This is a genomic window from Staphylococcus sp. OJ82, assembly GCF_000294465.1.
Lineage (GTDB): Bacteria > Bacillota > Bacilli > Staphylococcales > Staphylococcaceae > Staphylococcus > Staphylococcus equorum.
The window spans coordinates 285,836-298,248 of sequence record NZ_ALPU01000001.1 but is presented as its reverse complement, the minus strand read 5'-3'; the positions used below and the strand labels follow the sequence as shown (position 1 = coordinate 298,248).

The 12,413-nt window shown below is 32.3% G+C and carries 11 protein-coding genes; 8 read left to right on the top strand and 3 right to left on the bottom strand.

Features of this window, described 5'->3' with window-relative positions:
- Window positions 1-111: 111 nt before the first annotated feature.
- The 3 genes from SOJ_RS01375 to SOJ_RS01365 form a co-directional block, all read right to left on the bottom strand.
- Window positions 112-1,389: a putative glycoside hydrolase gene (locus SOJ_RS01375; protein ID WP_002506266.1), complete on the bottom strand. Its 1,278-nt coding sequence runs from the start codon at window positions 1,387-1,389 to the stop codon at window positions 112-114.
- Between the two features lie 190 nt (window positions 1,390-1,579).
- Window positions 1,580-1,777 carry a hypothetical protein gene (locus tag SOJ_RS01370; RefSeq protein ID WP_002506265.1) on the bottom strand — a complete coding sequence of 66 codons (198 nt, stop codon included), beginning with the start codon at window positions 1,775-1,777 and terminating at the stop codon, window positions 1,580-1,582.
- A 19-nt stretch (window positions 1,778-1,796) separates the two neighbouring features.
- Window positions 1,797-2,501, bottom strand: coding sequence for an FRG domain-containing protein (locus SOJ_RS01365; RefSeq protein ID WP_002506264.1), 705 nt, complete (start codon window positions 2,499-2,501; stop codon window positions 1,797-1,799).
- Between the two features lie 152 nt (window positions 2,502-2,653).
- Between SOJ_RS01365 and SOJ_RS01360 the strand changes: the two genes are divergently transcribed.
- The 8 genes from SOJ_RS01360 to SOJ_RS01325 all read left to right on the top strand — a co-directional run bounded on the left by SOJ_RS01360 (window position 2,654) and on the right by SOJ_RS01325 (window position 12,398).
- Window positions 2,654-3,673: a hypothetical protein gene (locus tag SOJ_RS01360; RefSeq protein ID WP_002506263.1), complete on the top strand. Its 1,020-nt coding sequence runs from the start codon at window positions 2,654-2,656 to the stop codon at window positions 3,671-3,673.
- A 767-nt stretch (window positions 3,674-4,440) separates the two neighbouring features.
- Window positions 4,441-4,671 (top strand): cassette chromosome ssDNA-binding protein, encoded by a 231-nt coding sequence (ssb, locus tag SOJ_RS01355; RefSeq protein ID WP_002506261.1) that lies wholly within the window; start codon window positions 4,441-4,443, stop codon window positions 4,669-4,671.
- A 19-nt stretch (window positions 4,672-4,690) separates the two neighbouring features.
- Window positions 4,691-6,484 carry a cassette chromosome replicative helicase gene (gene cch1, locus SOJ_RS01350; protein WP_002506260.1) on the top strand — a complete coding sequence of 598 codons (1,794 nt, stop codon included), beginning with the start codon at window positions 4,691-4,693 and terminating at the stop codon, window positions 6,482-6,484.
- 68 nt (window positions 6,485-6,552) lie between these two features.
- On the top strand, window positions 6,553-6,828 hold the full coding sequence (locus tag SOJ_RS01345) for a hypothetical protein (RefSeq protein ID WP_002506259.1): 276 nt from the start codon (window positions 6,553-6,555) through the stop codon (window positions 6,826-6,828).
- Window positions 6,829-7,019: 191 nt separating this feature from the next.
- Window positions 7,020-8,369 (top strand): cassette chromosome recombinase CcrA, encoded by a 1,350-nt coding sequence (gene ccrA / locus SOJ_RS01340; RefSeq protein ID WP_002506258.1) that lies wholly within the window; start codon window positions 7,020-7,022, stop codon window positions 8,367-8,369.
- A gap of 21 nt (window positions 8,370-8,390) precedes the next feature.
- Window positions 8,391-10,019 carry a cassette chromosome recombinase CcrB gene (ccrB, locus tag SOJ_RS01335; protein ID WP_002506257.1) on the top strand — a complete coding sequence of 543 codons (1,629 nt, stop codon included), beginning with the start codon at window positions 8,391-8,393 and terminating at the stop codon, window positions 10,017-10,019.
- A gap of 537 nt (window positions 10,020-10,556) precedes the next feature.
- Window positions 10,557-11,486, top strand: coding sequence for a ketopantoate reductase family protein (locus SOJ_RS01330; protein ID WP_002506256.1), 930 nt, complete (start codon window positions 10,557-10,559; stop codon window positions 11,484-11,486).
- A 561-nt stretch (window positions 11,487-12,047) separates the two neighbouring features.
- On the top strand, window positions 12,048-12,398 hold the full coding sequence (locus SOJ_RS01325; protein ID WP_002506255.1) for an SAUGI family uracil-DNA glycosylase inhibitor: 351 nt from the start codon (window positions 12,048-12,050) through the stop codon (window positions 12,396-12,398).
- Window positions 12,399-12,413 lie beyond the last annotated feature (15 nt).

The window sequence follows — 12,413 nt, the reverse complement described above, 5'->3', positions numbered from 1 at the left end:
GGCACTCTCTAAAGTGTATTTATTTTATTTAAATAACATTTCATTCTTCTTTATTGATTTGTTTTTCATACAAATACGTTCTGATTCTAATAAATTAAATTTTCATTATATCTATTTAGACTTTGCTTCTTTATCACTTTCATCTTTTTTTGACTCATCATCAATCTTTTTTTTATTTTGTTCTAATATTTCTTTATTTACGTTAGGTGTGTAATCGACGCCTTCTGTATAATCATTCGCCGCATTCCATAATAAGAACTCATTAATCCCATGGTCTTTGAGAGCTTGAATTTGATCTTCTACAGCTTGGCTATCATAGTCTTTATAGTTACCCTCGCCAAGATATTGTGCAGTAAAGTCTTGTAACCATGGGCGTGATTGTGGTTTCTTGTCATTTAATTCATTTAATACAGAAGTTTCTTTATCTAAGTATCTATCCACCGTTTTATATGGTTCTTTGTCGGGTGTAGTTAAACCAAAATCTCCAGGGCTCCAATGAGATGGATAAATCATTGATGAAATAGCGTCAATATTTTTGGAGATTCTAAGGAAACTTTGCCCAATACCTGGGGCTTCTTCAACCATCGCTGCATAACCAAAAACATCAGCTGAGACCTTAACATCATAGTCTTTAAGTTCCTTATGAGCTGTATTTAAAAATTGACTAATAGTATCAACGCGTTGGTCCACGTCACTCAAGTCGCTATCTTTATAATCACCTTTATCATATTTCAGACTACTTTCTACATTTTCAAAGCCTTCTGGGAATCTAACATAATCATATTGGATGTCTTTGAACCCAGCTTTAGCTGCTTCTTTTGAAACATCAATATTATACTTCCATACGTCTTTCTTAAATGGGTTTACAAATTTATCTCCGCCATCACTTTCCCATACAGAACCATCTGATTGTTTAAACGTCCATTCGGGGTGGGCTTCAGCTAAGTTTTTGTCTTTAAAGGTAACGATTCTCGCAATTGGGTAAATATTTTTATTTTCCATTTTCTTTAATAAAGGCTTAGCGTCCACAAGATCTATTGTATTATCATCAATTTGTTTATTCCCAGTATTAAAATTAATAGTGACATTACCCGAATCATCTTTAACATCTATTACCATCGTATTTAAATCCGTTTTTTCAATAAATTCTGTTAGTTCTTTAAACTTTTCTCCTTTTGTAGAATTTGCATTAACGTAAATCCCTCTCACGCCATCTTTAGGATATTCAATATTACTATAAGTTTTTTGATTTTTTTTGTCCTTTGATTGACTTGTTTGTTTTTTATCACCTGCGTCTTTTGAGCTATTTTGATTTGAGTCGTTTGAACAAGCAGTCGTTAGCATTAAAACACTTGTGAGTACGGCTGGTAAAATTATCTTTTTTTTCATCTTTATAATTCCCCCTAATTTAGACTTAGGCGTCCAATATTTTAGCATTCTTTTTTTAGTTTAAACGAATAATTATATATTGTAAACGTCCATTTATTTAATGATTAATATATTAAATTTTTTATCTCAATAAAAAGTTAGTTTTTAATATTTTTTAATATAAGTACTCTTCGTTGTGTATAGTTATCATTTATAATTTTTTAATTATATTAGGGTCAGCATAGAATTCATTTGCAATGAGCTCCGGTTTAGCTCGTTGATAAAAATTAGATTTTTCATCATAGTAATCATTTAATAATTGCAAACCATCCTTATTCATTGATTGCACTATTCTCTTTACATCTTCTGACACCTTTGGCTCTTTAAGTATTTTTTCTAATTCTTTCATATTATTCTCCCCATTCCATTTATTCATTAATCGAATTTAACTCATCTGTTATATTATTTAATCCATATGGTTGTGCTTCCATAATCCAATTCACGTGGCTTGCTAATCCATCTAAATCAGGAAATAACGATAATTCATTTATTCCATAATATGATAATTCTTCTCTTAATCTTGTTCTATACCGCTTATCAATTATAATTTTAATTAATTCTTCTTTTTTCGATAAGTTATCTTCAATAGATACAGTTGGTTGTTCATGAATTGTGAAAATACCACTTTGTCTTACTATTCTTGTTGCTAACCCATTTGGTTTTACTTTCTTTATCCCCTTACTCTCAAATGGATGCACTTCCTTTACATTAATATCTGATTTTTTTAAATAAGCATAAATAACAGCATCGCAATTCTCAAAGTCTTTCACAGCAAAATATGCTGCTACTAAAGGATTAAAGCTCCAATCTAATAGTCTTGTCGCTAACCCGTGATGCTGGGCAATGGTTAACATATCCCAATCGTTATAAGACTCCTTAAGGAAAATCATAGCCTGACGTTTCCATGCATAAAAAGTTTCTTCATCATTGTATTTGTCATACGGCGAACGCCCTGCTTTTGGTACTAAATCCCATTTTTCATTACTATGGCCCCTAAATAACCATAAACTATTCCCTCTATAGTCATCGAGTACTTCATGCGATTCTTTAAATGATTTAACTTTGTATTTCATAAACATCCCCTCTAAAACAGAACGTACGTTCCCTTATTTATATAACTATCTTAGCTTATATTTAAATAGAAGTAAATGCTAATAAACCGATTGAATAAATTGTTATCTTACACAAATTTATCGTTTATTAACATCTAAAATGGAGGATTCTTATGTTTATAGTAAATAATTCAAACAGTGAAATACTTAAGGCTTTTGCAAGCCTATTTAATAAAGCCACAAAAAACCTCGAATTTCCCAACGACGTTATAATATCATCTGATTCAAAATTAGAAGATGGATTTCAATATGGTCAGTATGAAATTATTATAAAAGATGACTTTAGTACATTAATATCTCAGTTTGGTAAATTAGGCAGTTTTTCTGTCATTTCAGAACGTTTATTTTCAGGACTATACATGTGGTTAGTAGATTATTATGATGAAACTTCTGTTAATGAACAATTTACTGCTACAAAAAATGAGATTATATCTAAGTTTATAAATGTACAAAATGAAACAATTACTAATTATCTAAAATTTTTATTAATGCAAGATTCATTAATATTTTTATCAGAAAAAGAAAAACGAGAGATTAAAATACAACAAACATTTGGAGGGCACTATTTGAATATAAGAAACGTCTTCAATTTTGCAACTTCAAAACCTGTCACTATAAGCAAGCCAAGCATTATAGAAGCCAGATTAAAAAATCTTAAAATTAGATATGCTAACAAAGCAGTTCTCAATAAAATAACCGATAATAGCAAGGATTTAAGTTTACTTACATATGGGTTATCTCAAGAGTATTTTTTCAATGATAATCCTAAGGATTTTTACAATATCAAATACTCTTTAGCTGACATAAAGGCAAGTTTCATCGCTACATATAAAAGTTACTTCACGTCTACATCTGAGTTTCAAGTTGAAGAGTTAAATAGACATGTTGAAAGCGTACTACTACATGTCAAAACTGAAGCTGATGATGATTTTAGCAACAAAGTTTATACTTTCTTTGATGCATTATTAATTGTTAGCTTTTGTTTTATTAAAAAAATAAATAATCAAAATACTTATTTATCATTTATAAGTAATACTCATATTAATAAGCCTAATTCATTGTCTCCCAAAAATATTAAAAGTGAAGGGATTTTCAATATTCTGTTCAAACAAGACGATAGTAAAAAAAATTAAATAAAGATTTCAATTCTTTCATTTCAAAATTAAGTGAATTAGTAAACAATCATCTAATTATTGGAACTAAAGATCAAATAGATTCAATTTCATCAAGTTATGGCGAATTACAAAATGATTATATTGGAATATTAGATTTTCATTATAATTTTCCAAATTCAAAATATGTACTACACCAACTATATAAAGATTATTTCATTTATTATTTCAAAGGCTTTGACGATTTAAAGCAAATTGTTGATTACATACAACAATGCATGTATTCATGTCACAGTAGAAATTGTTTATTTGATATTTTCACACTAAATGAGCAGTTAGCAAATGTACTTCAAAACTATTCTTACAAAGATATAGAAGGAATAAACAATAATGACGTTTGCATACCTAATGATTTAAATTTTATTCAGGTAAATGTCCTTGCTACTCTAAAATCTAAAACATTACTTTCGTTCTTTGAAGATGTGCACTTAATGAAGAAATACACTTCAAAATTGGCTCAATCTAGAAATAATAAAAAATAAAATTCCTGACAAACCCATATAATCATAAGAACAATTGAAAACTTCTTTACAAATTATATTCTTATTCTAAATACTTTGTTGACAGTTATTAAATAAGCGTAAACCCGCAAAAATGCAGGGTTTACGCTTATTTATTTTTGTAAAGATGTATTTAGCCAATATTGATATTACAACATACAATAACACTATAGCTAATCGGCCAAGCTAAATTTAAGCTATTGCTAGCATAGTGGAAAGGAGTAAATCATGTCTAAAAAAAGGCAAAATATGCTTTACGAAAGTACAAAGTCATTAACTTTTTATTTAAAAAAAGGTACGACATTTACTTTTTCTGATTTGAAAATCGCTACAGGCATAGTCTGTAGTACTGATGACCAGCGCGAAGCAGGTAGAAGATATAATGCTTGGGTTAAAAATTATCCAAAAGCACCTGTAGTTATTATTAATAAGAAACCAACTATCTATCAAATATTTTGATATCTAGGAGTGATATAAAATGAACACAAACAAAACACTTTTTGCGGTTGGTCAAATGTTTTTAGTTTTAACGGGATGGTTTATTTCCATCCCGCCTAAAACTAAAGGCGATGATTACAAAACATTTTGTATGTCCAATGCAATCGTGATTACAAAACGTTTTATTGATCCAATCACTAAAATTGAAAAAATTGTTTTATCGGATTTAGATAAAATTGAAATAGTTGAAGACGCTGATATTTTATCTTCCTTTAAACTACCTTCATTAATTAAATATGGTTTTAGTATTAATGAAAAATACACCAAACAATTAGGATTTGCATTACAACAAATGCGGGCTAAGACACCGATTTCAACATTAAAGGAAGGTGTCGGTGTACTAAATTACAACAATGTACCTTTTATATCTTTGAATAAGGCTCATTTTAATAAAAGTATCGCTAATGAACAAAGAAATGCAATTATGTGTAAATCTAAATACGATTTAGAACCAAAGGGCACTTTTGAAGGCTGGTGGCAAATGTATCTTGATGAAGTAAAAGGAAACTTGTTACTGGAGCTTGCTGTGATATTTGGTGTTTCTTCATTAGTGACTGCGTTCTTAAAAACAAAGCATGAAGTCGAATATTTTGGCACGATATTTTCATTTATGGGGAACTCTAGTACGGGTAAATCGACTGCAGCGGCATTAGCAGTTTCAATAGCAGGTAACCCATCTAAAGGTGACCAAACATTATTCAGAGGTTGGAACGGCACCCGTAATGCAATTGAAGGATACTTAAGTAACAACTTTGGTGTTCCTATTGCCTTAGATGAATTATCAGCAGCTACCTTTAAAGATACAAATGGTTTACTTTATTCACTAGCAGAGGGGCAAGGTCGTCTACGTGCTAATCGAGAAGGAAATGTAAAGAATCCTCACCACTTTGGATCTAGTGTGATTAGTACAGCAGAACACACAATATTCAAAGATGCTAGTGCAAATGACGGTCTGAGAGCAAGATGTATAGAAATTTCTGATGTCTTTACAACAAGTGCTGACAATGCAGACGCCATTAAAAAAGGAACATCAAAAAACTATGGACACATAATGCCGTTAGTAGCTGAATATCTTCTAAATCGTGAATCTGAAGTAATCAATTGGTTTCATAGAGAACACGATTGGTTCAAAACACAACTTAACAATGAAACAAACAATGTAGGCATACGTATGTTCAAGCGCTACGCCACCATTACGACATCAGCACGAATATTAGAACGTGTTATCGTAACCCCTATCGATTTGAATGCAGTTAGAGAATACCTAGTGAATTACCACTCAGATTCGGTAAGCGAAAGGTCTCTGTCCGATAAAGCAATCGAACTAATTGTCCAATTTGTAGCACAGTACAGAAATAAATTTTCAGATGATGGTCGATTATCAAATATGCTGGAGGGGTTCGGTCTCATAGAACTTAAAGATTACCATATACAAGTTAAGATAATTGCCAAAGTTTTCAAAGAGATGCTTAAAAATAATCAATTTCAGGACACTGACAATGTAGTTGAAGCTTTAAAAGAAAATGGTTATATGGAATCTGACCGAGGTCGTAAGACAACAAAGCGGAGTGTCAAAGATGCAACGGGCAAATCAAAAACGATAGTATTCTATCATCTTAAATTGGATAAAGAACTTGCATCTATTTTTGGCTTAAGTTCCAATACAGAAACTTTCACATCACCGCAATTTGATGTTAATACAAATCCAGATTTGCTTAATAATTTTATTAAACAAGCGAAAGAAAAAGAAGCAAATGACGATTTAGAAATATGAATTTGAATATTATACCGCTACAACGCTCTATGCGTTGTAGCTCATTAAATCAACCGGAGGAATTAACTATGAATGTAATTGTATTAGCACATGACATTACAGATGAAAGAGAAGCCTACTTAGACGAACCTATTGATACTGTAAAAGCATATTGTAAAGAACATGGTTACAAAATCACAAAAGATTATGACGACGATAGCCAATTAATAAATGACATTAAACTGAAGCACGTCAAACCTAAACGTATTGTTTTTTGGGGCACCTATGAAGATTATCCTGAGTTGGACCAAATCTGCTCAAAGCGAAAAATTGAATTCACTACAATATTTCCAATGTTGGTATAACACTTTTACTACTATCAAAGTCAATTGGGAGGAAGAATATGGACGAATTAATCACATTACTCGCTGATTTAGTGATTGAAGAAATCAATCACACTGATGACTAATAATAACGCCCAACACCAGCCAGGTGTTGGGCTTATCTATAAATTCGTTCATAAATATATATTATCACTTTGGAAGGAGGAAATAAGATGAAACAAGCAATGGGTTACTTACGTCAAAGTACACTCAAACAACAATCTCTAGCAGCACAGAAACAAACCATCAAGGCATTAGCCAAAAAGCATAATATTCCACACATCACCTTTTATAGCGATAAACAATCAGGACGTACTGATAAGCGCAATGGTTACCAACAAATTACTGAACTGATTCAACAAGGACAATGTGACGTATTATGTTGCTATCGTCTGAATCGACTTCATCGTAATCTAAAAAATGCATTAAAACTCATGAAATTATGTCAAAAATACCATGTTCATATCTTAAGCGTTCATGATGGCTATTTTGATATGGATAAAGCATTCGATCGGCTCAAACTCAATATTTTCATCAGCTTGGCCGAACTAGAATCCGATAATATAGGCGAACAAGTCAAAAATGGAATCAAAGAAAAAGCGAAACAAGGTAAAATGATTACAACACATGCACCATTTGGCTATCACTACCATAATGGAACATTCATGATAGACACAGTAAAAGCACCAACAATAAAAGCTGTGTTCAATTATTACCTTCAAGGTTATGGTTATAAAAAAATTGCACAATACTTAGAAGCTGATGATAAATTCATTAATCGTAAGCCCTATCAAGTGCGTAATATTATCCTTAACCCTAATTACTGTGGCCGTGTTATCAATCAATACGGACAATATGAAAACATGTTCCCAGCTATTGTCAGTACAACGATATACGAAGAAGCTCAAGTTACCCGAACTCAGAAACAAGTCAAACGTAAGCCGTCAGAAAACCAACTCAAACAAAAAATAAAATGTCCTTGTTGTGGTTCAACCCTTACCAACATGACCATTAGAAAAACCAATCATTCATTACGTTATTATGTCTGTCCTAAAAACATGAATGCATCACGTTTTGCATGTGACTTTAAAGGCATAAACGCTGAAAACATAGAAAAACAGGTCTTAGAATCTTGCCAAAAATTCTTTCGAGACCAACAGCTCTATTCGAAAATCAAACACGCTATTGAGAAACAGCTCAAAAAACAAAAAATGCATAATACTAATAACACATTAACTCATGAAAAGCTCATTGAAAAATTAGCTCAAGGAACAATTGATGTAGAAACATTCAGAGAACAGTCCCAATCAATTAATCTACAGAATAAACCTATACAAGCAATAAGTGATATTCGGATAAAAGCATCACTACAAAAGGTTATACAGAAAAGTTTCACGTTAAACATGCTGCATCCCTATATTGATGAAATTCATATTACTAAAAATAAAGAACTAAGCGGCATCTATTTAAAAGATGAGCCACTAAACATTGTTAATCAAGCGGTACAATCATCAACTGCCTAAACAAGAAAGGATGAATCATCTATGCAACAACTCAAACAAAAACGTGTCGGTATTTATGTCCGTGTATCCACTGAAATGCAAAGTACAGAAGGTTATAGTATCGACGGACAAATCAATCAAATCAAAGAATATTGTAACTTTCATCATTTCGAGGTCAAAGATATATACGCCGATCGTGGTATCTCAGGAAAATCTATGAACCGTCCTGAGCTCCAACGTATGTTGAAGGATGCGAATGAAGGTCATATCGATTGTGTCATGGTGTACAAAACAAACCGATTGGCACGTAATACATCAGACTTACTCAAAATTGTCGAGGATTTGCATAAACAGAACGTCGAATTTTTCAGTTTGTCTGAACGTATGGAAGTCAACACTTCTTCGGGTAAACTCATGTTACAAATACTTGCGAGCTTCTCAGAATTCGAACGTAATAACATTGTCGAGAATGTATTCATGGGCCAAACTAGACGTGCACAAGAAGGCTACTATCAAGGGAATTTGCCACTAGGATATGACAAAATACCTGATAATAAACACGAACTGATGATTAATCAACATGAAGCGAATATCGTGAAATATATATTCGAATCTTATGCCAAAGGACATGGTTATCGTAAAATTGCCAATGCCCTCAATCACAAAGGATATGTTACTAAAAAAGGTAATCCTTTTAGCATTAATTCAATAACCTATATCTTAGTCAATCCATTCTACATTGGTAAAATTCAATTTGCGAAGTACAAAGATTGGAATGAAAAGCGACGTAAAGGTCTCAATGATACTCCTGTAGTAGCTGACGGGAAGCATTCACCTATCATTAGTCAAGAACTATGGGATAAAGTACATTCACGTATGAAACAAGTTAGTCAAAAACCTCAAGTTCATGGAAAAGGAACCAATCTATTAACGGGTATTATTCACTGCCCACAATGTGGTGCACCAATGGCAGCTAGTAACACAACGAACACATTGAAAGATGGTACCAAGAAGCGAATACGCTATTATTCTTGTAGTAACTTCCGAAACAAAGGTTCAAAGGTATGTTCTGCGAATAGTGTTAGAGCTGAGGTGATTGAGAAATACGTCATGGATCAAATACTTGAAATTGTCAAAAGCGATAAAGTTCTCAAACAAGTTGTCGAACGCGTTAATCAAGACAATCAAGTCGATGTAGCTGGACTCAATCATGATATTGCCTATAAGCAACAACAATTTGATGAAATAAACACTAAACTAAAAAATCTAATTCAAACCATCGAAGATAATCCAGACTTAACATCTGCATTGAAAGCAACTATTCATCAATATGAAACACAACTCAATGACATTACAAATCAAATGAATCAGCTCAAGCACCAACAAAACCAAGAAAAAACATCTTACGATACGAAACAAATCGCTGCCCTATTACGACGAATATTTCAAAATATAGAATCCATGGATAAATCACAGCTCAAAGCTTTGTACCTAACGGTTATTGACCGTATTGACATTCGTAAAGATGAGAATCATAAAAAGCAATTCTACGTTACACTAAAACTTAATAATGAAATTATTAAACAACTTTTCAATAATAATAATCTAGACGAAGTGCTCCTCAGCACTTCGTCTTTGTTTTTGCCTAAAACACTCTACTTTCAAATCTAATATCTATGTACTGTCCTTTCGTCATTCAATAACACCCATCTAACGAACCTTTTCAACATACTAACAAGTCACAACTCAATGTGAAGCTTATATTGTATGACGAAAGAACATCCCAAAATAAAATGTTAACGGGATAACGACAGGATTCAATAACTTCATGTAACAGAAGGATTACGCAAGCGTAATCCCGAAATCCCATTATTATTTATAAATAAATAATATAAAAAGAAAAAGTAAGTCGTACTGACATCTACAAATCCAAATCATATATAAATATATAGCTATATTTCCCGAGAAATAAGCGGGATAACGGGATTTCCTCGTCATACCAACAATGAGCATGCATTTCGGTTGGGATATTTTCTGAATTTCAATGGGATTTTCAAATAATACTAAAAACCATAATATGATAACCAACTGAATGATGGTTCAAATCAAAGAATTGCGCAACAATTCACTAAAAGGTCTAAAATGATATAATTCAATTATATTGTAATATTGATTATAAAATCTAAAAATAGCTAAGGAGTGTATTTTATGTACAAAATAGCCATAGCAGGTGCAGGCGCAATGGGTGGAAGAATTGGTATTTCTATAAAAGAAGCTGGTTATGACGTAACACTTATAGATAATTGGGAAGAGCATGTTAATCAAATTAATCAAGATGGCATGAACATTAAAACAGAAACTGATAACTACTCAATTAACATTCCCGCAATATTAACCAAAGATGTTTCAGCTGAATTTGATCTCATCATAATATTAACCAAAGCTATGCAATCTGAAGAGATGTTACAACGTTTACAAGAAGCTGGCTGTATTCATAGTGGGACAGCTATATTAAGTATGATGAATGGCTTAGGTCATGAAGAGCGATTATCACAAATTGTTCCGCTATCACAAATCTATCTTGGCGTAACTATGTGGACAGCTGGACTGCGCGGGCCAGGTCAATTATTACTCGAAGGCGAAGGATCTATATATCTACAAAGAGCAGATGGTGAAGTAGATGAACAAGCTAATACTATACTTCAAATATTCAATGACTCTGGCTTGAATGCACAAATTAGTTCCAATGTATTCGAATCAATATGGTCTAAAGCTACACTCAATAGTGTTTTAAATCCTCTATGTACGATATTAAACAAAACCATTTACGAATTTGGTAATTATGCACAATCAGATGAAATGATTATGCCAATTATTGATGAAATTGTCGCAGTTGCAAAGGCAAAAGACATTCATTTGGATCGTAATGAGCTTTTTAAAAAAGTTGTATCAGCCTATCCAAAAGAAGCTCAAGGACTTCATTACCCATCAATGCATCAAGATTATTCAAATGGCCGCTTAACTGAAATAGACTACCTTAATGGACAAATAGCTGCTTATGGAAAAGAATTTAATATACCTACACCGATTAATACAATGCTAACTCATCTTGTCCACCAATTAGAATCAAAATTATAATAACTACAAAATCAAATTTAATCATTCTTCTCTCGACGAAGTGCGTCTCAGCACTTCGTCTTTATTTTTACCTCAAACCCTCTTTCTCAAAATATAATATAAACATACTTGTCCTTTCGTCATTCAATAACACGCATCTATCAAATATTTCAACAAACTAATCAGTCATAACTCGATATGAAGCTTATATTGATATGACGAAAGAACATCCCAAAATAAAATGTCAACGGGATAACAGCGGGATTCAATAACTTCATGTAGCAGAAGGATTACGCAAGCGTAATCCCAAAATCCCATTATTATTTATAAATAAATAATATAAAAAGAAAAAGTAAGTCGCAATTACTCCTACAAATCCAAATTATATAAATATATGGCTATATTTCCTGAGAAATGAGCGGGATAACGGGATTTCCTTGTCATATCAACAATTGTGATGATTTTCGATTGGGATATTCTCTTATTCCCACCGGGATTCGTAATAAATGACAAATCAAATATATATTATCCCAATGATGTATATCAACTACATCACTATCACACTATCTAGGAGGCAATGATATGAAAATAACCACTCAAGAGCTCAAACAATATATAACTCGTCTATTCCAACTATCTAACAATGAAACATGGGAATGTGAAGCACTGGAGGAAGCAGCAGAAAATATACTCCCTACTCGTTTTGTAGAGCATTCTCCTCTTGCGCATCTTACACTTGACACTTATACCTACTATAATGATGAGCTACATGAGCTAAGTATCTATCCATTTCTAATGTATGCTAATAATCAACTCATCAGTATTGGTTATCTAGATCATTTTGATATGGACTTTCTCTACCTCACAGATACTAAAAATACGATTATTGATGAACGTCATCTACTAAAAGAGGGAGGGAATGACCATGAATAATTGGATCAAAGTGGC

Excerpts from the sequence above, each read along its gene's own strand:
- SOJ_RS01375 (WP_002506266.1), bottom strand. The coding sequence starts at position 1,389 with ATGAAAAAAAAGATAATTTTACCAGCCGTACTCACAAGTGTTTTAATG.
- SOJ_RS01370 (WP_002506265.1), bottom strand. The coding sequence starts at position 1,777 with ATGAAAGAATTAGAAAAAATACTTAAAGAGCCAAAGGTGTCAGAAGAT.
- SOJ_RS01365 (WP_002506264.1), bottom strand. The coding sequence starts at position 2,501 with ATGAAATACAAAGTTAAATCATTTAAAGAATCGCATGAAGTACTCGAT.
- SOJ_RS01360 (WP_002506263.1), top strand. The coding sequence starts at position 2,654 with ATGTTTATAGTAAATAATTCAAACAGTGAAATACTTAAGGCTTTTGCA.
- ssb (WP_002506261.1), top strand. The coding sequence starts at position 4,441 with ATGTCTAAAAAAAGGCAAAATATGCTTTACGAAAGTACAAAGTCATTA.
- cch1 (WP_002506260.1), top strand. The coding sequence starts at position 4,691 with ATGAACACAAACAAAACACTTTTTGCGGTTGGTCAAATGTTTTTAGTT.
- SOJ_RS01345 (WP_002506259.1), top strand. The coding sequence starts at position 6,553 with ATGAATGTAATTGTATTAGCACATGACATTACAGATGAAAGAGAAGCC.
- ccrA (WP_002506258.1), top strand. The coding sequence starts at position 7,020 with ATGAAACAAGCAATGGGTTACTTACGTCAAAGTACACTCAAACAACAA.
- ccrB (WP_002506257.1), top strand. The coding sequence starts at position 8,391 with ATGCAACAACTCAAACAAAAACGTGTCGGTATTTATGTCCGTGTATCC.
- SOJ_RS01330 (WP_002506256.1), top strand. The coding sequence starts at position 10,557 with ATGTACAAAATAGCCATAGCAGGTGCAGGCGCAATGGGTGGAAGAATT.
- SOJ_RS01325 (WP_002506255.1), top strand. The coding sequence starts at position 12,048 with ATGAAAATAACCACTCAAGAGCTCAAACAATATATAACTCGTCTATTC.